This window comes from Psychromonas arctica (genome assembly GCF_038155225.1).
Classification (GTDB): Bacteria; Pseudomonadota; Gammaproteobacteria; order Enterobacterales; family Psychromonadaceae; genus Psychromonas; species Psychromonas arctica_B.
The window spans coordinates 1-23,845 of the sequence record NZ_JBAKBA010000046.1 but is presented as its reverse complement, the minus strand read 5'-3'; the positions used below and the strand labels follow the sequence as shown (position 1 = coordinate 23,845).

At 37.2% G+C, this 23,845-nt stretch carries 22 protein-coding genes; 13 read left to right on the top strand and 9 right to left on the bottom strand.

The annotated features are described in order from the left end of the window. Nucleotides 1-295: 295 nt before the first annotated feature. The 4 genes from V6255_RS15575 to V6255_RS15560 all read left to right on the top strand — a co-directional run bounded on the left by V6255_RS15575 (nt 296) and on the right by V6255_RS15560 (nt 4,451). Nucleotides 296-1,288, top strand: coding sequence for a phosphotransferase (locus V6255_RS15575; protein ID WP_341628987.1), 993 nt, complete (start codon nt 296-298; stop codon nt 1,286-1,288). A 12-nt stretch (nt 1,289-1,300) separates the two neighbouring features. Then, on the top strand, nt 1,301-2,395 hold the full coding sequence (locus V6255_RS15570) for an inositol monophosphatase family protein (RefSeq protein ID WP_341628986.1): 1,095 nt from the start codon (nt 1,301-1,303) through the stop codon (nt 2,393-2,395). A 416-nt stretch (nt 2,396-2,811) separates the two neighbouring features. Next, a complete protein-coding gene (locus V6255_RS15565) occupies nt 2,812-3,630 on the top strand; it encodes an NERD domain-containing protein (protein WP_341628985.1) in 819 nt (272 codons plus the stop codon). Next, nucleotides 3,627-4,451 carry an HNH endonuclease gene (locus tag V6255_RS15560; protein WP_341628984.1) on the top strand — a complete coding sequence of 275 codons (825 nt, stop codon included), beginning with the start codon at nt 3,627-3,629 and terminating at the stop codon, nt 4,449-4,451. The genes V6255_RS15565 and V6255_RS15560 overlap by 4 nt, the downstream gene beginning before the upstream one ends. A 540-nt stretch (nt 4,452-4,991) precedes the next feature. On the opposite strand, the gene rplQ is transcribed toward V6255_RS15560, so the two are convergent. The 7 genes from rplQ to V6255_RS15525 all read right to left on the bottom strand — a co-directional run bounded on the left by rplQ (nt 4,992) and on the right by V6255_RS15525 (nt 9,971). Then, nucleotides 4,992-5,372: a 50S ribosomal protein L17 gene (rplQ, locus tag V6255_RS15555; protein ID WP_137297931.1), complete on the bottom strand. Its 381-nt coding sequence runs from the start codon at nt 5,370-5,372 to the stop codon at nt 4,992-4,994. Nucleotides 5,373-5,407: 35 nt separating this feature from the next. Continuing rightward, on the bottom strand, nt 5,408-6,394 hold the full coding sequence (locus V6255_RS15550) for a DNA-directed RNA polymerase subunit alpha (protein WP_341628983.1): 987 nt from the start codon (nt 6,392-6,394) through the stop codon (nt 5,408-5,410). Between the two features lie 25 nt (nt 6,395-6,419). Next, the gene (rpsD, locus tag V6255_RS15545; RefSeq protein WP_341628982.1) at nt 6,420-7,040 is read right to left on the bottom strand and encodes a 30S ribosomal protein S4; all 621 of its coding nucleotides are present in this window, start codon (nt 7,038-7,040) and stop codon (nt 6,420-6,422) included. Nucleotides 7,041-7,073: 33 nt separating this feature from the next. After that, entirely contained in the window at nt 7,074-7,463 is a 390-nt protein-coding gene (rpsK, locus tag V6255_RS15540; RefSeq protein WP_019613697.1) for a 30S ribosomal protein S11, read from the bottom strand. Nucleotides 7,464-7,474: 11 nt separating this feature from the next. Next, entirely contained in the window at nt 7,475-7,831 is a 357-nt protein-coding gene (gene rpsM, locus V6255_RS15535; protein WP_025565958.1) for a 30S ribosomal protein S13, read from the bottom strand. 115 nt (nt 7,832-7,946) lie between these two features. Then, nucleotides 7,947-8,060: a 50S ribosomal protein L36 gene (rpmJ, locus tag V6255_RS15530; RefSeq protein WP_011770886.1), complete on the bottom strand. Its 114-nt coding sequence runs from the start codon at nt 8,058-8,060 to the stop codon at nt 7,947-7,949. A 351-nt stretch (nt 8,061-8,411) separates the two neighbouring features. Then, the gene (locus V6255_RS15525) at nt 8,412-9,971 is read right to left on the bottom strand and encodes a methyl-accepting chemotaxis protein (protein WP_341628981.1); all 1,560 of its coding nucleotides are present in this window, start codon (nt 9,969-9,971) and stop codon (nt 8,412-8,414) included. Nucleotides 9,972-10,528: 557 nt separating this feature from the next. Here V6255_RS15525 and V6255_RS15520 point away from each other — a divergent pair. From V6255_RS15520 to V6255_RS15495, 6 genes are all read left to right on the top strand, one after another. Beyond that, nucleotides 10,529-11,437 carry a MoxR family ATPase gene (locus tag V6255_RS15520; RefSeq protein WP_341628980.1) on the top strand — a complete coding sequence of 303 codons (909 nt, stop codon included), beginning with the start codon at nt 10,529-10,531 and terminating at the stop codon, nt 11,435-11,437. Between the two features lie 171 nt (nt 11,438-11,608). Next, the gene (locus V6255_RS15515; protein ID WP_341628979.1) at nt 11,609-12,616 is read left to right on the top strand and encodes a DUF58 domain-containing protein; all 1,008 of its coding nucleotides are present in this window, start codon (nt 11,609-11,611) and stop codon (nt 12,614-12,616) included. Further along, the gene (locus tag V6255_RS15510; RefSeq protein ID WP_341628978.1) at nt 12,609-14,612 is read left to right on the top strand and encodes a DUF3488 and transglutaminase-like domain-containing protein; all 2,004 of its coding nucleotides are present in this window, start codon (nt 12,609-12,611) and stop codon (nt 14,610-14,612) included. Before V6255_RS15515 ends, V6255_RS15510 begins: the two co-directional genes overlap by 8 nt. A 484-nt stretch (nt 14,613-15,096) precedes the next feature. Next, complete coding sequence (locus tag V6255_RS15505) at nt 15,097-16,791, top strand: sensor histidine kinase (protein ID WP_341628977.1); 1,695 nt, start codon at nt 15,097-15,099, stop codon at nt 16,789-16,791. After that, nucleotides 16,791-17,516, top strand: a complete 726-nt coding sequence (gene btsR, locus V6255_RS15500; RefSeq protein ID WP_160062466.1) for a two-component system response regulator BtsR — start codon at nt 16,791-16,793, stop codon at nt 17,514-17,516. The genes V6255_RS15505 and btsR overlap by 1 nt, the downstream gene beginning before the upstream one ends. 279 nt (nt 17,517-17,795) lie before the next feature. Then, nucleotides 17,796-19,292 carry a carbon starvation protein A gene (locus tag V6255_RS15495; RefSeq protein WP_341628976.1) on the top strand — a complete coding sequence of 499 codons (1,497 nt, stop codon included), beginning with the start codon at nt 17,796-17,798 and terminating at the stop codon, nt 19,290-19,292. Nucleotides 19,293-19,801: 509 nt separating this feature from the next. Here the strand turns inward: V6255_RS15495 and V6255_RS15490 are convergent. After that, nucleotides 19,802-20,167, bottom strand: coding sequence for a DUF3622 domain-containing protein (locus V6255_RS15490; RefSeq protein ID WP_025564564.1), 366 nt, complete (start codon nt 20,165-20,167; stop codon nt 19,802-19,804). 75 nt (nt 20,168-20,242) lie between these two features. Continuing rightward, entirely contained in the window at nt 20,243-20,599 is a 357-nt protein-coding gene (locus V6255_RS15485) for a VF530 family protein (protein WP_341628975.1), read from the bottom strand. Between the two features lie 222 nt (nt 20,600-20,821). Here V6255_RS15485 and V6255_RS15480 point away from each other — a divergent pair, with 222 nt between their 5' ends. The 3 genes from V6255_RS15480 (at nt 20,822) to V6255_RS15470 (ending at nt 23,617) form a co-directional block, all read left to right on the top strand. Next, the gene (locus V6255_RS15480; protein WP_025564566.1) at nt 20,822-21,154 is read left to right on the top strand and encodes a YajD family HNH nuclease; all 333 of its coding nucleotides are present in this window, start codon (nt 20,822-20,824) and stop codon (nt 21,152-21,154) included. Nucleotides 21,155-21,572: 418 nt separating this feature from the next. Next, on the top strand, nt 21,573-23,066 hold the full coding sequence (locus V6255_RS15475; RefSeq protein WP_341628974.1) for an alanine/glycine:cation symporter family protein: 1,494 nt from the start codon (nt 21,573-21,575) through the stop codon (nt 23,064-23,066). 251 nt (nt 23,067-23,317) lie between these two features. Next, nucleotides 23,318-23,617, top strand: a complete 300-nt coding sequence (locus V6255_RS15470) for a DUF1244 domain-containing protein (RefSeq protein WP_425355938.1) — start codon at nt 23,318-23,320, stop codon at nt 23,615-23,617. Nucleotides 23,618-23,845: the final 228 nt, after the last annotated feature.

Sequence of the window (23,845 nt, the reverse complement as noted above, 5' to 3'; positions counted from 1 at the left end):
CAAGTAACATCAATAGCTTGGCTTTGTCTCGTTTATTAAATAACGGAATGAAGACAAGCTTTTTTGTCTCTGCATTTTGTATATTTTACCCTCAAGGTTAACCCTCTATTTTTATACCCCATACTTTTATCAATTATATCTTTACCACCCATATTTTTCCCATTATTCATTATTCATTACTTATTGCTCATCTAACTCAATCTCAACCAATAACATTACCCATATTATTGAATTCATGACCGAGTGCGGTACCATCAACTACTTTGAGATTATTTATTCCATACAAGAAGTCACTATGCCCATTTCATCTTCATTAAAAACAACCTTATTATCATTGACTCGCGCGCAAGCGATAACTGATGTTCAGTTAATTCAAGGTGTGTGGGGCGGTTATGGAGAACTGTTTAGAGTAAGTTTGCAAGGTAGTGAAAATAGCTCAGTAGTCGTGAAATTAGTGAATACACCACAACCTAGCTCGCATCCCAAAGGGTGGAATACTACACTTTCGCATCAACGTAAATTGCACTCTTATCAAGTCGAAGCAAATTGGTATGCTCATTACACAGATCTAAATAATGATGACTGTTACTCACCACGCTGTATTGCAGTACAAAGTAACCAACAACAAAGCTTATTGATATTAGAAGATTTGGCCGCAGTCGGTTATCCCATCGTTAAAACGGAAGCAACGCTCGATGAAACCAAAACCTGTATTAAATGGCTTGCTAACTTTCATGCGTTACATCTACAAAGAAAAGCCAATGACTTATGGGCAACGGGTACCTATTGGCACTTGGCTACTCGCCCCGATGAATTAGCTGCTTTGCAAGACAGTGAATTAAAACATTCTGCACAACGTATCGATCAAGTCTTGAGCCAATCACCTTTTCAAACATTGGTACATGGCGATGCTAAATTAGCTAATTTTTGCTTCTCTGACGATGCGACAAAAGTTGCAGCGGTAGATTTTCAATACGTTGGGCAGGGTTGTGGTATGAAAGATCTCATTTTATTTATCAGCAGTGCTATTCCTCCAGAACGCTGCGCTGAATTGCAAACACCGTTAGTTGATTATTATTTTCAATGTTTAACAGACGTGGTGATAAAAACACGACAAGACATTGATGCAACACAATTAGCGTTAGCGTGGCGACCTTTATACGCCATTGCTTGGGCTGATTTTCAACGTTTTGTAAAAGGGTGGTCACCGAACCATTGGAAGATTAATGAGTACACTGAACAGTTAACCAAACAAGCGATTGATTCATTAATACAATTCCCTAAATAAGGACAGATAGTCGTGCGCTTAACAACAGAGATACTCAATCAATTAAGCTTATTAGCCATTCAAGCAGCAGAGCAAGCCGGCGATTATATCCGTCAATTTGATCGTGCGTTATTAACCACACACTTTAAAGAAGCAGGCAGTAGTCAAAGTGCACAAGTGGTGACAGACGTGGATTTTGCTTGCCAAGATATTATCTTAAGCATCTTACAACCGACCTGTGAACAGTACGATTTAGCGCTGCTTAGTGAAGAACAAGTAAACGAAAAACAGCTAAGCGGAGATAGCACTGATTTAGAAGCCATTAATTTAGAAAGCACTAACCGAAAAAACACTAGTCAAAAAAGCACTAACCAGAAAGACAAGAAAGAAAGGCGTGAAGAAAATACAAACAGTCATCCACGTTTAACAAAAGACTACTTTTGGTGTATCGATCCACTCGATGGCACCTTACCCTTCATAGAAGGCGGAAACGGTTATGCCGTATCGATTGCACTAGTCGCAGCAAATGGCGAACCCATATTGGCCACTGTCCATCAACCTACAAGCAATACCACTTATCATACAATGATAAACACATTGGGAATGACGCAAGGTTTTAAAAATAAACAGCCATTCAATAAATTAACTGAAAACAGCACAAGTGGTATCAGTAGTCTCAATACCCTCAAGAAGGTTAATAATACATTTATTTTTTACAGCGATAGAAGCTTTCAGTTTAGTGAACACTATCCATTGTTAATTAAGCAGTTAACAATATTAGCCCATGAGCTAGGTTATGAAAAAGTTGTGATAAAAGAACAAGTCGGCGCAGTGATGAATGCAATGTCGGTAATTGAATGTGCTGTGATGGAAAAACAGAACCCTCAACATAATGCCGCTTGTTATATTAAATTGCCTAAACCTCAGTTAGGCGGAGGCAGTTTATGGGATTTCAGTGCAACAGCTTGTTTAGCCACCGCGACAGACACTTGGGTCAGTGATATTCACGGTAATCCGCTTGATTTAAATCGACACGATTCAAACTACATGAACCATCAAGGTGTGCTTTACGTGTCAGAACAACAGCTTGCTCGAAGGCTCATTGCTATGTGTAGTGTATTGAAGTAATGGTTCAATAATACCTCAATAGCTGAACTGATCAGCTATTTTAAAACATTAATTAACCAATCTTCTGTTCATCAACAAAGAGTGTTTCAGATTGAAATGTTCTAAAAAAGTGAATTATAAACAGTATTCTTTGTTTTTCTTATTAATATCAACTATTTCAAATTCTTACCATTCCTAAAATTACTTTTTTGTGATAAAACTGATTTAATAGCTGAACTTATTTAATGAATTTAGCTATTAAGGAATAAGCTCATTTTCCCTATTTTGAGAATCAACTCTTAATTGTTTTGAATAACAAGATGAAATTAATGTGCAGGGAACTGAGGAAATAAAATGCCAGAGAGCTTTTACAATACTTGGATTCAGATCATAAGTGCATAACTTGAGGTAACTACTTGTTAAAATAAAGGAAAAGAATGGACGTAACTTTAATACTCATCAATACATTAACTATGTACTGGTATTTTATACCAATATTCATCTTTATTACTGTCTTAAAGTCTCCTTGGTTTAAAGGTGTATTGGGCGAGTTTTTGGTTAATTTTTTATTAAAAAAATACTTACCAAAAGAAAAGTATACTCTCATCAAAAATGTAACCTTACCAACGGACGACGGTACAACTCAAATTGATCATATTGTCGTGTCTGAATTTGGTTTGTTTGTGATTGAAACTAAAAATATGAAAGGTTGGATTTTTGGTAGTACCAATCAAAAGCAGTGGACGCAAAAGATTTTCAAATACACGGGTAAATTTCAGAATCCACTTCATCAGAACTATAAACACATACAAACTTTAGCAAGTTGTTTAACTATTCCTAATGAATTCATTTATTCAGTGGTTGTTTTTATTGGTGATAGTACTTTTAAAACTAAAATGCCAGATAATGTTACCTACGCGAGAGGCTGTGTGGAGTACATTAAAACTAAAAAAGTCGTACATTTTTCGAAAAAACAAGTTAGTCACCTTAACTCTGAGATTGAAGCGGGACGTTTGACACCTAGTTTGAAAACAAACTTGGCACACAGTAAACATGTTAAAACTATTGTTGAAAATAAAAGTGAGACTAAAAAAGTAATTAATAATGTAGTTGAAATAAAAGAAAGTGCAGAAAAATTATGTCCTCAATGCGGGTCTGAGATGTCATTAAGACAAGCCCAAAAAGGCAAGTATGTTGGAAATCAATTTTGGGGTTGTACTAACTTTCCAAAATGTAGAAAAGTGGTAAATCTATGATTAAAAATGCATTCACTGATTACATTAAAGCAACTAATCTCATTGGTAGCCAAAAAGCAAATTCATATATTAAAGCGCTTGATATTTTAGGTTTCCTTATCAAACACGAACCGTATGGTTTTAATGATTGTAAAAATGTTTGGAAGGTAGAATCTGTTGAACGCCTATGCCAGCTTTATGCTTTCGTATTGCAACAAAGTAAAAAGAAAGACAATAATTTATGGGAGATTGAGGGTATTGCTAAAAGTTATTTAGCAAATGGTTTTTGTTCTGCTGCATTAAAGTCTTTTATGAAATTTTTGGTTGAATTCGAGTTTGAGCAACGCTTACTGAATAATGTAAATGAAGAAGGGATTCAGGTTCCAATTACGCTAAAATATCCACGTTGTTTACTAGATGGCATTGGTCATGCAGAAGGGCGCGATGTTGTTAGAGAAGTCAATGTTCGAACTAACCAAAACGTATTCAGAAAAGTAATACTCGATATTTATAATCAATCTTGCTGTATTACAGGCTTAAATATGCCAGAAGTAAATAGAGCGAGTCATATTGTGCCTTGGGCTGAAGATAAAACAATACGTTTAGATCCTGCTAATGGTCTTTGTTTATCTGCAACCTACGATGCTGCTTTTGATAAGCATTTAATTAGTTTAGATGACGATTACCGAATAATTACAAGTAAGACTATCAACGATTATTATACTTCGAACAGTGTAAATGAGTACTTTATTAAAAAACAAGGCATGAAAATAAACCTACCTAATGCCTTCAAACCTAACAAGAGTTTTTTAGAAATTCATCGTAATAGCTGTTGTTTATGAATGTCAGTTGATTCAAAGTAACCACGATGAGATTTATTATTTATCTTTGTGTCATTAAGTCTGGTGACAAGTTTTAGCTGGAAAATAATAAAAGGCGGATTCATTTCGATTCAATATTGCTATAGCTTTAGCCTGTGCAGTTGACTGTTGCGAAAAATTAAAGCAAGTATCAAAAGCATTTATATATTTATAACATGGATATTAGGTAAGCTCTGGTCGGCACCATCGAAGTGTTACATTATCGCTATTTTTATTCATTTTCAGGCAAAATCTTATATGATAATCAGCCATAATTGGAAGACCCCTAATCTTTACTTTTTCTTGCTAGAAGTACAGGACACTCAATGGTTTTTGCTCTACAGAGTCAAAGTTTAAGGACATTGTTCTTCATGAAGAAGATTGCGAAAATATGCGAATTGTTGGCGAGTTTGTTACCGTGTTAGAAGAATAATTATTTAATGAGATAGCCTAAGTGCTCAATAATAAAATATAAAAAAGCCGAACATAAGTTCGGCTTTTTTATTGCAACTATAAAGAAACTTACGCTTCTTCGTCCGCTACAACTGGACGGTCAACGAACTGGATGTAAGCCATAGGAGCTTTGTCACCAGTACGGAAACCACATTTAATGATACTAGTGTATCCACCAGGACGAGTCGCGTAGCGAGGACCTAGTTCATTAAATAATTTTGCTACTGTTGCATCATCACGAAGACGAGCAAACGCTAAACGACGGTTAGCAACGCTATCCACTTTAGCTAGTGTAATTAATGGTTCAATTACACGACGCAATTCTTTTGCTTTAGGCACGGTAGTTTTAATCACTTCGTGCGTAGCAATAGAGATTGCCATATTACGAAACATAGCCTGACGGTGGCTGCTGTTTCGGTTAAGTTGACGTCCACTTTGACGATGGCGCATAACCTAATCCTTATTATTCGTAAGTCGGTTTTAGACTAATCTTCGATTAAACTTGCTGGTGGCCAATCTTCTAAGCGCATGCCTAGAGACAATCCACGTGATGCAAGTACATCTTTGATTTCAGTTAGAGACTTCCTACCTAAATTAGGCGTTTTTAGAAGTGCAACTTCAGTACATTGTACTAGGTCACCGATATAATGAATCGACTCTGCTTTCAAACAATTAGCAGAACGAACAGTGAGTTCTAAATCATCTACTGGGCGTAAAAGAATTGGATCAAATGCAGGCTTTTCTTCTTCAACTGGAACTTGTACTTTTGTTCGTAAATCAACAAATGCGTCTAACTGCTCAGCTAAAATTGTAGCTGCACGACGAATTGCTTCTTCAGGCTCTAAAGTACCATCTGTTTCCATATCGATAATAAGCTTGTCTAAATCGGTACGTTGTTCAACACGTGCTGATTCAACACTGTAAGCGATACGCTCAACAGGGCTGAAAGTCGCGTCTACTAATAGACGACCAATTGGACGCTCATCTTCTTCGCTATGAATACGAGATGAAGCTGGAGCATAACCACGACCTGATTCAATTTTAATACGCATGCTGATTTCAGCATTGCCCGTTAAATTACAGATCACGTGTTCTGGGTTGACTATCTCTACATCACCATCATGAATGATGTCGCCTGCAGTAACAGGACCAGCGCCAGATTTAGTTAAACTAACTAAAACTTCGTTTTTACCTTCAAGTTTTACAGCTAGACCTTTAAGGTTAAGAAGAATCTCTAGGATATCTTCTTGCACGCCTTCTTTAGTGCTGTACTCATGTTGTACACCATCAATTTCGACTTCAGTTACGGCTGTGCCAGGCATAGACGATAACAAAATACGACGAAGCGCATTACCTAAAGTGTGGCCAAAACCACGTTCTAGTGGTTCAAGAACCACTTTTGCTCTAGTTGTTGAAATTTGCTCGATATCAACTAATCTTGGTTTTAGAAAATCAATTACAGAACTCTGCATTTATGTCCTCTCTTAAAAATTAACTTTACTTAGAGTAAAGCTCGATGATTAACTGTTCGTTAATCTCAGCAGATAAATCTGAACGTTCAGGTTGACGAGTAAATATGCCTTCCATCTTCGTTGTATCAACAGAAACCCAAGCGAGGGCTTCACGTTGACCAGCAATCTCTAATGCAGCGCCAATACGTGTTTGCTTTTTAGATTTTTCACGAATTGCGATAACATCACCAGCTTTCACATTGAAAGACGGGATATTTACAACTTTACCGTTCACTAGGATAGCTTTATGGCTAACTAGTTGACGAGATTCAGCACGTGTAGCGCCAAAGCCCATACGGTATACAACATTGTCTAAACGACCTTCTAATAAAAGAAGTAAGTTTTCACCAGTGTTGCCCTGTAAACGAGCAGCTTCTTTGTAGTAGTTACGGAATTGCTTTTCTAATACACCGTACATACGACGTACTTTTTGCTTTTCACGTAGTTGTAAACCGTAGTCTGATAGACGAGGTTTACGCGCACCATGTACACCTGGTGCGTTATCAATTTTACACTTAGATTCGATCGGACGGACACCTGATTTTAAAAATAAATCAGTACCTTCACGACGGCTAAGCTTAAGCTTAGGACCTAAATATCTTGCCATTGTTCTTTCTCCAATTACCTTAGAAAGTTGCGATTAAACGCGACGTTTCTTTGGTGGACGACAACCATTATGTGGGATCGGTGTAACGTCAGTAATGTTAGTTACACGGAAACCCGCCGCGTTTAGTGCGCGAATCGAAGATTCACGACCAGGTCCTGGTCCATTTACAAAAACTTCTACGTTTTTAAGGCCATACTCTTTTGCTGCTTCAGCAGCACGTTCAGCAGCAACCTGTGCAGCGAACGGAGTAGATTTACGAGAACCACGGAAACCAGAACCACCTGCAGTAGCCCAAGAAAGAGCATTACCTTGACGGTCTGTAATAGTGACGATTGTGTTGTTGAAAGAAGCATGGATGTGAGCCATACCATCAGCCACTTGCTTTTTAACGCGCTTGCGAGCACGAGTTGGTGTTTTAGCCATGATCTCTTACCCTATTTCTTAATTGCTTTACGCGGACCTTTACGGGTACGAGCATTCGTTTTAGAACGCTGTCCACGTACAGGCAAGCTGCGACGATGACGAAGTCCACGGTAACAACCAAGGTCCATTAGACGCTTGATGCTCATAGATACTTCACGACGTAAATCACCTTCAACGGCGAATTTAGCGACTTCTGTACGAAGCGCTTCGATTTGTGTTTCATCCAGATCTTTAAGCTTAGTATTTTCAGCAATACCTGACTCAGCACAAATAATTTGTGAACGAGTCTTGCCAATGCCAAAAATAGCAGTTAATGCGATAACTGCATGCTTATGATCAGGAACGTTAATGCCAGCGATACGGGCCACTATGCACTCCTTAAAGTTAACGATTTATTTGCGAAAAGCCCGAAAGGATGCTCTACAAATAATGATTATAAAATGCGATTCAAACTCGAATCACTAGGATTTTGATATCCAAACTTTAGCCTTGGCGTTGTTTATGCTTTGGCTCTACGCAGATAACTCGCACCACACCGTGGCGTTTGATTACTTTGCAGTTACGACAGATCTTTTTAACGGATGCACGAACTTTCATTGCAACACTCCGGTTAGTAAATATTAGCCTCTCGAAGAGTGAACAAGTCTAAAATAAACCTGTACATCTGAAGGGTGGTGGAATATAGCAAATTCTATATAAATTTTCGAGTAATACTTTAATATAAATGAAGATTTATTAGCATATTAAGTAATTTAAAGTAATGCAGAGTACTTCTAGTCTTAAAGTCATTTTATGGACTCAAATTTAGAAAGTAGTTTAAGGAAATGTTTATTTCATTTTGTAGAGGAACTGAACACGTTGATTTTGATTTTAAATAGAATTTTGAGCTGTATTTACTGACAGGTTATATTTGCACTATAACCTGTCAGTTGATCTACAAGGTGAACTTTATATTTTAAAAGAGCCTACATGTTTATCTAAGGTGTCTGCTAGTTCGGTTAAGTTTCTGCTGGTGACTTCTAATGCTTGGCTAGCGGTTGCGCCTTCCACTATTGAGTTATTCACTGTATCCATATTCATGTTAATTTCATTCGATACACTCGATTGTTCCTCTGTTGCTGTCGCTACTTGCGTATTTAAATCGAGTATTGCTATGACTTGATTAGATATTCTGACGAGTGCTTGTTGTGCTTCTTCAGTGGCTTTTGAACCTTCATAGGTTAACGATTTACTGATGTCCATTGCTTCTACCGCACTTTTAGCTTCGGTTTGTAGGTAGTCAATCATCTTCTGAATTTCACCCGTTGATTTAGCAGTTTTTGTTGCTAGGTTTCTGACTTCATCTGCGACTACTGCAAAACCTCTTCCGGCTTCTCCGGCGCGAGCGGCTTCAATGGCTGCATTCAAAGCAAGTAGGTTAGTTTGCTCTGAAATACTGTTAATAACTTCAAGAATTGATCCTATAGATTGAGTTCTATCGGCTAATGACGTAATCACTAATGAAGTATTGTTGATTTCTTCAGATAGGTTTTGGATGGTGCTCGTCGCCTCCTGTAGTATTTTATTACCTTCTTGTGTTTCTTTGTTTACATCTTGCGCTGCATCAGCCGCACCTGAAGCATTGGAAGAAATTTCATTGATGGTCGCGATCATTTCATTCATTGAGGTGACGACTAAGATAGATTGCTCACTTTGTTCTTCACCTCGTGTTAGTGAACGTAAAGCTTGGTCTCTAACATCGGTCGCCGATAGACCTAATTGCACGCCTGTTTTTACAACTTGAGTCACTATTTCATTAATATTACTGGCAAAGGCATTGAAGGCGATCGAGATACGTGTGATTTCATCATTACCTTTAATAGGCAATCTTACGGTAAGGTCACCGTCACCTTTAGAGATATCTTCTAATGCAAGTTGTAATCCTGAAAGTGGTTTGAAAAGATGATTCATTACCCCAATAAGAATACAGATACAGATAATAAATATCCCTGAGATTGCAACTAACTGAATCATTAATATGTCAGCAGCCGCTTTGCTGACTTCTGTAATTGGAATACCGATATCTACCGTTCCATAAAGTTCACCGTTGACATAGATAGGTGTCATGATGTCGTAAACCCACACTTTTTGTACGTCTGCATACCATTTAGAGTGTTGAGCAACCCCTTGGCTTGCGCCTTTTACCGAATAACTGTCATCGTAGACTTTATTAAGCTTTTCTCTGTCACTATGTGCAACCGCTTTTACTTGTTTATTAATGACAATGGCATAGGAGATATCAGGACGATTTTTAAGTGAAGTGACCAAACTTTGTAAGTCGACCAATGGTTGTGGTGATTTTTCTAGAATATATTCAACATTGGTCACCAGTAAAGATGCCTGTTGTTGTGATTTTTTGAGTATTATTTTATCTATTTCTTGGTTAGAAATATAAGAGGTTGAAGCAATGCTAGTAATTGCCGCAATAACAAACATTGCAAATACTACCATTAGTATTGTTTTTTTCATTTTCTATTTCCTGAAGTTGTTAAATATTCCTTCTTAGATTCATATAACAAGTGAAGGAATTAGCCATAAAGGAGTATACATATTATAAATATTATCGAAAAGTGATTACTATTTAAATTAACGATTATTGCTCCAAAACTGATGTTGTCGTGTGTGGTTTTATTAACTATTTTATTCATTTTGAATGAACAAAGAGAGTAGAAGTAAATTAAATATAAGCAAATACATCTTAAAAAAATTAAGTTTTTAGCATTAGATTTGTATTTTAATGTTTGAACTTTGATGTTGTGTATATATTAAGTTACTTAGATATTAAGTTATTTGGATATTAAGTTACTTAGATTTGATATGGGTTTTAGCCAACATAATTATAAATTCATTAAAGATCGCATCTTATAGGAAGCTTTAATTAAATAAACGCCGCTTTGTGGTTAAACGAATTGTGTTGTAAGTATTTTATTTAAATGTTTCTTGTCTGGATGTAATTAAGCTAATCTGTTGTTTATCAATAATATCTATCACTGAAGTGTTAGTACATGCTTAAGGAATAACAGATAATGCACGATAAGATTGCGAAAATATTAGCACAGCTGAATGCTGTTTTATTAGGTAAAGAGCGACAGACTAAGTTGGCATTGGTGTGTTTATTAGCCGATGGACATTTATTGATTGAAGATTTACCGGGGATGGGCAAAACAACGTTAGCGGGCGCATTGGCTCGAACATTAGGGTTAGATTATCAACGCGTACAATTCACCAGTGATATGTTGCCTGCCGACATTTTAGGGGTGTCCATTTTTGATAAGCAATTGCAGCAATTCACCTTTCATCAAGGCCCTGTTTTTACACAAGTGTTATTAGCAGATGAAATAAACCGCGCCAGCCCTAAAACGCAAAGTGCGTTATTGGAAGCGATGGAAGAGCGTAAAATATCTATTGATAAACATACCTACCCGTTAAGCGACCCTTTTTTTGTTATTGCGACACAAAACCCACAGGATCAAGCCGGTACGTTCCCATTGCCTGAGTCTCAGTTAGACCGTTTTATGATGCGCATCGAATTAGGTTTTCCTAATAAGGACGCTGAGTTATTAATGTTAAAAGGGCAATATCAGCCACAATCAACCGAAGCTATTATTGATAGTCAGCAATTAAATGACATGCAAGCCGCCGTTCGAACAGTGCAAGCAAGTGATGCGGTATTACATTACCTGATCCGTTTAATTGAAGAGAGCCGTTACGGTGCTGAATATGCCAATGCTTTGTCTCCTCGTTGCTCAAAAGTGTTGTTAAGTGCAGCTAAAGCGATGGCTTTTATTGAACAGCGTGATTACGTGACACCTGAAGATATTCAAGCGGTGTTTGCTGCTGTGACAGATCATCGATTAAACGGTGTGAATGGTTTTAAGAAAGGTGGTCAAGCGCTGAGCCAAACATTGTTAAGTAACGTTGATCCTCTGCAATAGTTTTTCACTTAATGGCTATCGCTTAAAGGCTATAAAGCTTCACTATCAGTCGTTGTTATAGGTAGAAAGTCTTGCTAAATGTGATGGCTAAAGCCGAGGGCTAAAACGTATCTTTATAAGCTAACAAAGATACTAAAACAGTAAAAAATCATATCGGGTAAAGGTAACGGAATGACTGCAACAAAAATCGCTAATAAGTTTAAGGCTCTAATAAATCAACGCTTCGATCGTTGGCTTATTAAGCGTATACCGGTGGTTGATAGTATTACTTTAAATCGAGGTAATAGTTTTATTTTTCCATCTCGTTTTGGTCTTATGTTTTTAGCGACCTGTGTTATTTTGTTTTTGATTGGCACGAATTATCAAAATAATTTGATTCTATTTTTGGTGTACTTTTTACTGAGCTTTATGATCACGTGTTTATTATTAAGCTACCAAAACCTTTCTGGCCTGAGGTTAACAGCAAGTCCATCTGAAGATCAGTTTGCTAATGAAAATTGTACATTCGCATTACGTTTAACTTTGCCAAAAAATGCCAAATCGAATCGCGCTCAACAAACGAGATTTACTTTTAAACAGGCTAGTTCAACTTTTCCATCTAGCATCGCTCAACCCTTATCTGAACAACAAAATATAACCCTGTTTGCAAAAAGTACGAAACGAGGTTGGTTTAAACCAGGGAGAGTGACGGTTCAATCTTATTATCCTTTTGGGCTGTTTAGAGTGTGGTCGCATATCGATTTCGGCTTCTCAAGTTTGTTGTACCCAACCCCCGTTGAGAATGCATTAAATAACGTAGTGTTAAGTGGTGAAGAAACAGATGTAGGCAATCAAGCAGCTAAAGTTGGTTTTGATACGTTTAGTACTTTAAAGCCATTTCAACAGGGCGAGTCCTTAAAATCGATTGCGTGGAAACAAGTCGCTCAAGGTAAAGGGACTTTTACTAAGTTGCTTGAGGAAGAACGAGGCGGTGATGTGTTTTTATCGCTATCTGCTTTTAATGGCGTGCCCACTGAAGAGCGGTTATCCATGTTAGCTTATCAAGTGTTAACGTATGAACAGCAAGGCATTAGCTATGCATTAGATCTTGGAACAAGGGTTATTGACGTTGGCTCTGGTGCGGAACATCAACAATTATGTTTACGTGCATTAGCATTATATGGAGATGAGCATGCCTGAGTTTCTAACACGTCAAAGCTTGTCGTTAATTGTGTTTAGTTATGCATTAGTTATCGTGCTATTAGCTGATCAAGTCAATGCAGTATTAATTATTTTTGGTGTGCTTTGTGCTGCTTGGCGTATTGCACTTTTTACTGGACGCGTAACAGCATTAAATAAAATTATCACCAATAGCATCTCGGTCGTTTGTATCGCGATTATTGTGTTGATGGTTTATAAGTTAGGTGTGCTAAATATATTAGTGCATGTCATTTTATTAGGGTTTAGCCTTAAGTTTCTGGAATTAAAATCTGTTCGAGATGTGCACTTTTTTGTGAATACCGGTTTAGTGCTCGTCGCGGTATTTCTTGTTTTTAACCATACTATATTGATGGCCAGTGCGGCTGCGATTGTAGCATGTTTACTGCTGATGATTTTATTGTCAATCCACGGTGCGGCTTTAAACACAAAACCTCAACTTAAGATGTTGAGTAAAATATTAGTCTTAAGTTTGCCGTTGGCGATTATTCTTTTTCTTGTGTTACCTCGCCTACCTTCTATGTGGCAAATGCCATTACAAAATAAAGCAACGACGGGGTTAACGGATAGTGTTAGCCCGGGCAGTATTGCTGAGTTAAGTCAATCTTCTGCATTAGCGTTTAGGGCTAGTTTTAATGGAGAACCACCGAAGGGGCAAGCGCGTTATTGGCGAGTACTTACCTTAGACGAGTTTGATGGAAAAACATGGTCACAGAGTAGCAGCCTGAAAAGAGAAGAACGAAGGGTTAGAAGAGGACAACAGATTGAATACGAATTAATTGATAAACAAAGTAGTTATCAATTAATACTAGAACCTCATTATAAGCATTATGTGCCGAGTTTAGATTTTGCTTATTCAAGTAATGACAGTACTTTGTTAAGTGACTTTAGCTTACGCAGTATCGAGCCTGTTTATAAACGTCAAGCCTTTGAAATAGAACAATATAAGCAAGTTGATGGTTTTGTTAATACCGCTGAATCATTACAAAAATATACGCAGTTACCGAATAAGATCGCAGCAAAAGATAATCCTAAAACAAGAGAGTGGGTAGATAATAAGCTCGCTGCAGGTGTTGATAAATATACGATATTAGAACAATTATTAGCGATGTTTAATAAAGGTGACTTTCGCTATACCTTAAAACCACCTTTATTAGGTGAGCAACAAATTGATGACTTTCTCTTTTCATCACAAGCAGGATTTTGTGTTCATTACGCCAGTACTTATTTGTATGTGGCTAGGGTGTTAGATGTACCTGCACGTATGGTCGCGGGGTATTTAGGGGGTGAATGGGATAACTCGAATGCATTTTTGAGTGTACGTCAATATGACGCCCATGCTTGGGTTGAAATTTGGAAAGATAAGCAATGGGTGCGCGTTGATCCAACGGCTTATGTTTCACCAGAACGCGTTGAGCAAGGTATCTTGCAAAGCTTGGATGATCAAAGTGAGTTTTTATCTGGGCAATACTTGTCACTTCGTCATTGGCAAAATAATCAATTATTCAATCAAATTACTAACTTTCTTGATAGAGCTGATTACTTTTGGGCGGTTTGGGTTATAAATTACGATAATCAAAAGCAACTTGAAATACTGAAGCGTTTATTGAGTAATATTCCTTGGTTAAATTTATCAATGTTGATTCTGCTATTGTTATTTTTAGGCGCTACGATCACCGCATTATGGATATTTAAACCGTGGCAAGTTGAAAAGCTATCTATTGAAGATCGTCTGTTTAATAAGTTGTATGAGAAAGTAACTAAAAAATATTTAACAAGAAGCAAAGGGCAGACAGTTGCGGATTACTGTAAAACGTTAGGGGAGCTTAAGGTTAATGCTCAGCCTTCATTGCTAAAGTTTGCTACGTTGTATAACCAAATAAAATATCAGGCCAGTTTAACATCATCGCAAAAAAGCCTATTGATTGCAGAGCTTGTCGTGTTGAAAAAAGCAATTAATAAACAATGTAAGCGTTAATGTTTATACTCAAAAATGGGTTAATCTCGAAGGATAAATAGGGGATAAGTTAAAAAATAGGTTAGCCTCGAAAGGTAGATGTTTTGACTTTGGGGCGCATGCTTTAGCCTGCTTGTTTTGTTTTTTGTGTTCTCATTATACTTTTAAAGGTTTTTCTTCGTGATCTTCGTGTAGCGCAGCGCTTCGTGGTTGATTAAGATTTTTAAAGCCAAAAGCGGATTAACCACGAAGGCACGAAGAGTAGAAAAGGTAAGCTCAAAAGCAGTCATTAACTTTTAAAGGTTTCTCTTCGTGTCCTTCGTGTAGCGCAGCGCTTCGTGGTTAGTTGTGTTTTAAAATCAAAAGCAGTTTGACCACGAAGGCACGAAGGGTAGAGAAGGTAAGGTCAAAAAATTAATTATTGTTAAGACAGTATTGTGACATTGTTATAATATGCGCTTCTGCCGTTTCATGTTGTTATTGGCTTTGCTTATTAGGAGTTGTTGTGGAAGTTACTTTATTATTGTTACAGCAGCTTAGTGTGTATTTAGTGATTACTTATTTATTGAGTAAAACACCACTGTTTATGCCGCTTATTTTTATCTCCGGACGTAACTCTCACCGTATTGCTTGCTACATTCTCTTTAGCTCTTTTTGTATTTTAGGGACTTATTTTAGCCTTTCTATTGAAAATGCATTAGCCAATACTCGTGCTATTGGCGCGGTGATGGGCGGCTTACTGGGCGGACCTTTAGTGGGGTTAGCCGTTGGCTTAACCGGAGGAATACATCGTTATTCAATGGGCGGATTTACCGATGTCGCTTGTATGATCTCAACGACGACTGAAGGGCTGATTGGTGGTTTACTTCACCTTTATTATCTTCGTAAAGGGCGAATCGAACAGATCTTTAGACCTATGATCGCCTTAGGTATTACGTTGTTTGCTGAAATAGTACAAATGCTGATCATCCTAGCCGTCGCAGAACCTTTCGATAAAGCGTGGTTATTAGTTCAATCGATTGCATTGCCCATGATTATTGCTAACTCTCTTGGTGCTGCTTTGTTCATGAGTATTATCCAAGATAAAAAAGCTATTTTTGAAAAAAACTATAATGCCTTTTCAACGACTGCTTTACGCATTGCGCAACGTGCCGTCGGTGTATTCAAACATGGCTTTAATGCTAAAAGTTGTCAAAAAATTGCTGATATTATTTATCAAGAAACTGCGGTTGGTGCGGTTTCTATCACTGATAAAGAGAAAATATTGGCTTTTGTAGGTGTCGGTCAAGATCACCATTTATGCGGTACAGTGATTTCATCTGCTTATACTTTACAAGCTATTGAACAGGGCGAGATAATGTATGTTGATGGGTATTCAACAAGTTATCAATGTTCATTAAATGACGGTTGTAAGCTTGGTTCTGTGCTTGTTATTCCCTTATTAGAAGCTGATGGACGTGTTTTTGGAACGGTTAAATTGTATGAGCCGAAGCAAAAGCTGTTTTCTACATTGAACCGTAGTTTAGGCGAAGGCTTAGCTAAACTGATTTCTAATCAAATTTTATTAGGACGTTACATACAGCAGAAAAATCTCATTAATCAATCTGAGATTCGTTTATTACAAGCGCAAGTGAACCCACACTTTTTATTTAATACATTGAATACGATTAGTGCGGTAACACGTAAAGATCCACAAAAAGCGCGTGAATTAATTCAACATTTATCACACTTTTTTAGAAGTAATCTAAAACAGAATATTGAGCAGGTTACGGTGAAGGAAGAGTTGGAGCATGTTCACTCTTACCTTGAGATAGAGTTAGCTCGTTTTGCTGATCGTTTAACGGTAACAGAAGAAATCGATGAGCGTTTGTTATCGCTTAAAATTCCAACCTTTACGCTGCAGCCATTGATTGAGAATGCCATAAAACATGGTACTTCTACCTTAATCGGACAAGGTAAGCTAAATATTAAAGGCTACTTTTTAGAGCAAAGTAAAGAAACCTTAGTGGTGTTGGAAGTGATTGATAATGCAGGTAACTATCGTGAGCCGAGTAGCAGTACAGGGTTAGGTTTACAGATTGTTGATAAACGTATAAAAAACCAATATGGGCAGCAATACGGTTTAGTGATGACCTGTGAAGCCAATCAATACTGTAAAGCGACCATTACTTTACCTCTACACAGCCGACAGGAAGCATGATGTTAAAAGCAATTGTTATTGATGATGAATTATATGCGCGTGAAGAGCTTAATGAGTTATTAGTTGAAAGCCAACAAGTTGAAGTCATTGCGCAATGTAGCAATGCGATTGAAGGTTTAAAAGCGATTAACAGTTTAAAGCCTGATGTTATCTTTTTAGATATTCATATGCCGCAAATTACAGGGTTAGAGTTACTGAGTATGTTAGATCCTGTGAGTATGCCTAAAGTCGTTTTTGTCACTGCTTATGATGAGTATGCTATTAAAGCCTTTGAAGATAATGCCTTTGATTATTTATTGAAGCCAGTTGAAAGCTCTCGTTTACATAAAACGTTACAACGCATCAAGTTGATTAATGAACAGAAATTAGAGCAACCTAATTATTCACCTATCATTAGTCAGAAATTAGAGTTAATCCCATGTTCTGGCTTTAATCGTATTTTGTTATTAGAGCCGAATAACATCGAAATTGCGATGTCTGAACAAACAGGTGTGCATCTATTAACTGATAGTGACAAGTTTACGGCAAGTTTATCACTTAAAGTATTAGAAGAAAAAACTGACCTCATACGTTGCCATCGTCAGTATTTAATTAATCCAACGTGCATTAGAGAAATTAAACTCTTAGATAATGGCTCTGCAGAAATAGTGACTAAGTCAAACCATCATGCTCCCGTTAGTCGACGATACCTGAAAGTGATTAAAGATCGTTTTGGCTTGTTGTAAAGCGACCAATATTGAAAATATTTTGAAAGGGCTTTGAGCATTAATGTTGTTAATTCAGCTTGTTCAGCCTTCACAAAAGTAGTCTAAAACCGCTCAAATCTATATAGAAAAGGCTGTTTTAAAAAAGTTATGGCGATATTAATAACCTGTTAAAACCACTTAACAAATATATGGACCGTTTAAATGCGTATTTGACCACTCACGTAATCAACAACTGCTATTTTGAGTTGAAGGATTATAGTGCCACCATCAAATTCACTCATTTAAAAGGACTTGGCCATGCTTTGGTTTCTATTCTGTTTAGCGTTGTTACTCGGTGGTTATTATATTTACGGCTCATTTGTTGAGAAAGTGTTTGGCATTAAGAAGCAACGTCAAACGCCTGCTTACGAAAAAGAAGATGGCGTAGATTACGTTGCCATGTCGACGCCTAAAGTTTACCTCGTACAGCTACTGAATATTGCCGGTGTTGGTCCTATCTTTGGCCCTATCATGGGCGCGCTTTACGGTCCTGCTGCTATGTTATGGATTGTATTCGGTTGTATTTTTGCTGGTGGTGTTCACGATTACTTCTCTGGCATGTTATCAGTACGTAACGGCGGGGCATCGGTTCCTTCTATTACGGGTAAATACCTTGGTAATAACGCGAAGCATTTCATGAATATCTTCGCGTTAGTTTTATTGCTGTTAGTTGGCGTGGTATTTGTATCTGCTCCCGCGGGCATGATTACTAACTTAGTTAACGAACAAACCGATATGAATGTGTCGTTAATGTCGATGGTTGCTATTATCTTTGCTTATTATGTTGTTGCGACGATTGTACCGGTTGATAAAATCATTGGTCGTTTCTACCCATTCTTTGGCGCATTGTTAATCTTTATGTCTGTTGGTTTAATCACTGCAGTGGTGGTGTCTAGTGAGCATACGTTATTAGGTGATTACGAGTTAAGCCAAATGTTCGTTAATATGAATCCAAATGATCTTCCATTATGGCCTGCACTGTTCATTACTATTGCTTGTGGCGCTATCTCTGGTTTCCATGCAACACAATCTCCTTTAATGGCACGTTGTATTGAAAATGAAGAGAACGGTCGCTTTGTATTTTACGGTGCAATGATTGGTGAAGGTGCTATCGCACTTATCTGGTGTGCATTAGCGTTATCATTCTTTGGTTCGGTTGAAGCGTTGTCTGACGTAGTTGCAACGGGCGGTCCTGGTGCTGTGGTATACGAAGCATCATTTGGTTTATTAGGTGTGTTCGGTGGTATTCTTGCTTTCTTAGGTGTGGTTATTTTACCTATCACTTCTGGCGATACTGCGTTCCGTTCAAGTCGTTTGATTCTTGCTGAGTACTTCAATATGAATCAAAAAACAATGCGTAACCGTTTATTGATGGCATTACCATTATTCGTTCTAGGCGGTATCTTAACGCAGGTTGATTTCGGTATTATCTGGCGCTACTTTGGTTTCGCAAATCAAACAACAGCGGTAATGATGTTATGGACAGCAACGGCTTACTTAGCTCGTCATAATAAATTCCATTGGATTGCGACTGTACCCGCGATGTTTATGACAGCAGTTGTTATTACGTTCATTTTAAATAATTCATCATTAGGTTTTGGCCTCGCGATGCAAACGTCAACAATTATCGGTATTTTAGCAACGGTCGTTATTACTGTTTATGTATTAACTAAATCTAAACGTGACTTATTTGTAAATGAAGATGGTAACGCCATTGATGATGATGGCATTGAAGTTGTAGCACAAGATAGTTAAAAGTGACTGTCTTGCTTATGTGCTAAGCCTGTCTTTTAGACGGGCTTTTTTGTATCTTAAAATTGTGGTCGGCTGTGTTTTTAAAGCCAAAAGCTGATTAACCACGAAGGTACGACGGGTAGAGAAGGTTAGATAAGTTAGATCAAAAGATCCGAAAGTAATAATAACGATGTATTTTTATTCGTGTCCTTCTTGCAGCGTAGCACTTAGTGGTCGCCTTTGTTTTTCAAATCAAAAGCAATTAACCACGAAGGCACGAAGGGTAGAGAAGTTAAAGTCAAATCACAGGCATTTAGTTTTAAAGGTTTTCTTCGTGTCCTTTGTGGTTGATTAAATTCTTTAATACCAAAAGCAGGCTAAATCAAAAACGACATTCATTGTTAAACATTTTTTCATGTAGAACTGTGTTGATTACTTAAATTATTTCCAACAAAAAAGGCTAACCCGTTTTCACAGGTTAGCCTTTTTTATATTGCCGTTTCTATTAAAAGAAACGACAGGAATCAGTATTACTCTTCGTCGTAATCGAAGTCATCATCTTCATCACTTTCTGCTGCTTCTAACGCTAGTGCGCGAGATTCAGCTCTTTTAGCTAAGAATGCTGCATTTGAAGCTTCTTTTGTTGCTGCTGCTTTTTCAGCTAGCGCATTACGTTCAGTACGACGTTCTGATTTACGTGCGTTTGCTTGTTTTTGTTTCTCTAAAAATCCTGCTAATTCAGCTGTAGCCCATTCAATGGCTAACGCTTCAGTGGCAAAACCATCTTGTTTTTTTGAAACACTGCTTCTACGAGCACTAACACGACGGGTGATTTCTGCACTCCAGGTATTAGCGTCCTGTTTGATTTGGTAATCGAACTTTTTTTGTTGAGTCATGAGCTATTCCTAGTTTAGACGTTGTTTATTTTAGGCGCGCGATAATAACACAGATTAACTGGTTTATTGATAGCTTTATTTGTTGTTCATTTTCGCCCATTCAAATCCATCATTACTTTTAATAATAGAGGGTTTTTTAGGCTTTTTTTCAATCGGTGTGCTTTGCGTATTATCCTGTGCTGCTAATATGCTACGTATTAGCTTTGTTGTTTCTGGATGCTTACTGCAAAAAGTCTTTAAATATAAAATCTCAACACGGCTTCTCGCCCATGGTGTTTGACGTAAAAATTTCAAACATGATTTTTGAGTTGGATTGTTTAAAAAGCATTTAATACCTAACTTATCACCCATCTCTTTCCATGAATGTTTAGTTTGTAGGTCAGTCAGTATTTGTGCCAGTTTGATGCCGTATAAAGGGTCATTTGTTTGCATGTTTATGTGTCTTATTTAGATCGTGTTAATTCGTGTCGTTATTAATGCGGTTACTAATACATTATTTACAGTGCAAGCTTACAGCAACTTAAAATTAATGTTTACTTAAATGAAAGTATCAAGGCATTTTCAGTGTTTTAATACGTTATTTTAAACTGAATGTGTTCACTTATGGTGATTGAAAACATATCATGTGTTTGAAACTGATACATAGAGGTAGTGATGGCTTATATTCCAAGTAATTATAAAAGTTTAGAACACGATTATCGTGATAAAGCATTAAAGTTATTTCCCTGGGTTTGTGGGAAATGTACTCGTGAGTTTGTTTATTCAAATCTTAAAGAGCTAACAGTACATCACATGGATCACGACCATAGTAATAACCCTTCTGATGGCAGTAATTGGGAGTTGTTATGTATTTATTGTCATGACCACGAACATGATAAATATACACAAGCTGACTTGTACGGTAGCCATGTTGAAGCAGGAGATGAGAACGTAGCCACTGCCACTTATAATCCATTTGCTGATTTACTCTCTAAAATGAAAAAGTAGTCACTCTTCATTAGATAAGTTAACTTTACTTATAAACAGTGCAATATTGATGTCTATTGATATTGCATGATTATTTCTCTTCAATATTACCTTACACTTCATACTTCATACTTCATACTTCATACTTCAATTTTCAATCAAATAATTCTTTATTTATTATGTGCTATACAGAATCGTTCAAGATCCTTCTTTTAATCTGTCTACTCTTATTTTGCTTAAATTTTGAACTGATTTTGAAATTTTAATTAAGTTGAGCGTTATTAATGAGTTAGCACATCTTAAACCTTAATTTTTTTCGATAATAGAGGCGTTTAATTATTTACTTTTTTTGTCTCAGTGCTAGGTTAGTCAACTAGTCAGACTCTCTAGAATGGGAATCTAATTGCCCATTAGGTTATTTAATTTAAGGAAAGGTTTTATGCAGGAAGTAGTTGATTTTTTGAATGGTATTATATGGAGTCCAGCACTGATTTATTTGTGCTTAGCTGCCGGGTTATTCTATTCAATTCAAACTAAATTTGTACAAGTACGTTTATTTAAAGAGATGTACACATTATTGTTATCGGGTAAAAATTCAAAGCAGGGAATCTCTTCATTTCAAGCTTTATCTGTTTCATTATCTGGCCGTGTAGGTACAGGTAATATTGCGGGTGTCGCTGCTGCGATTGGTTTTGGTGGTCCAGGTGCTGTATTTTGGATGTGGGTTGTTGCCTTTTTAGGTGCTGCCACTGCTTACATTGAATCAACGTTAGCGCAAATTTATAAAGAAGTAGACCAAGGTCAATATCGTGGTGGTCCAGCTTATTATCTTGAGAAAGTCACGGGTCAACGTTGGTATGCGGTTATATTTGCCATCGCAACTATCGCCGCTTGTGGTTTGTTATTACCGGGTATCCAATCTAATAGTATCGGTAACGGTATTGAATTAGCATTTGGTACTGGAACGTTAATTGAAACAGGCATGGGCGTAATCAGTGAAGCAAAAATAATGACCGCTTTGTTGATTGTTTTGATGTTGGCTTTCATCATTTTCGGTGGCGTTAAACGTATCGCAAACTTTACACAAGTAGTTGTGCCATTCATGGCCTTTGCTTATGTTTTAGTGGTGTTTGTTATTATTGCTTTAAATATTTCAGAACTACCGTCTGTATTTATGATGATTGTTGGTGATGCCTTTAGCCCTATGGCGGGTATTGGTGCTGCTATTGGTTGGGGCGTTAAACGTGGTGTTTACTCTAATGAAGCAGGTCAAGGTACAGGTCCACATGCAGCAGCTGCAGCAGAAGTTGAACATCCTGCTCAGCAAGGTTTAGTGCAAGCATTCTCTGTTTACATTGATACATTGTTAGTTTGTTCTGCAACGGCATTTGTGATTTTAATTACCGGTGCTTACAACGTGCATGGATTAGGTGATTCCTTCTTAGTGCAAAACGTGGCAGCTGAAATGGCGGCAAATGGACCTGCATTTACACAACTAGCTGTTGAAAAAGTGTTACCGGGTATCGGAAAGCCATTTATTGCATTGGCTTTGTTCTTCTTCTCTTTTACGACTATTTTAGCGTATTACTATATTGCTGAAACCAACGTCGCTTACTTACGTCGTACTTTAAAATTGCCTGATTTTACGTTCATTTTAAAAGTCGTGCTAATCACTGCTGCTTTTTATGGCACAGTTAAAACCGCTAATTTAGCGTGGGGCTTAGGTGATGTTGGTGTTGGTTTAATGGCTTGGTTAAATATTGTTGGCTTACTGATCATCTTCTTCATGGGTAAACCTGCGATTAAAGCGTTAAAAGATTACGAACTACAACGAAAATCATCTCCAGAAGAATACAGTTTTGATCCGGTTAAATTAGGTATTAAAGATGCGACGTTCTGGGAACAAAAATTAGAAAAGAATAAAACAAAATAACGCGTTTAACTGTACCTTTAACCTTTATAAGGGAAGTTTAAAGGTTTAATGCCGTTATTTAATAAAACCACCATTTAGTTTTACCACTAAATGGTGGTTTTTTATTTTGTAGGGATGAATAGGGTGTTTCTTAATACGAATACGTAAAAACAATAACTTACTAATTAGATGAGTGACAATCATTGTATATTAAAACGCTGGACATTAAACTTAAGTGAAGTTACTTACATTATTAGAATAGGGTATAAAACATGATAGATAACGCACAACAAGTTGAATTAGAAGCCGCTGCATTTCGCCGTTTATTAAAGCATTTGGATAGCCGTAAAGATGTTCAAAATATTGAGCTAATGAATACGTCAGGATTTTGTCGTAATTGTTTGTCTAAATGGATGTTAGCTGAAGCGGAACAACGTGATATTGAAATGACGCACGATCAAGCGCGCGAGCACGTTTATGGTATGCCATACAGTGAATGGAAAGCGAATCATCAACTACCAGCAACACCTGAGCAGATGGCAAAGTTTGAACAATTAAACCCTAAGAAATAATTCACTACCACAGATTGGTTGAGTGTAAATTATTAAAATAAAAAGCCGATTAACCACGAAGATATGAAGGGTGAAGAAGGTTAAATCAAAAGCGTAAAAAAATATTAATGATGGTTTTTCTTCGTGTCCTTCGTGTAGCGCTTCGTGGTTGCTTAGTTTTTTAAAATCAAAAACGATTAACCACGAAGGCTCGAAGGGTAAAGAAGGTTAGGTCAAAAAAAATACTTT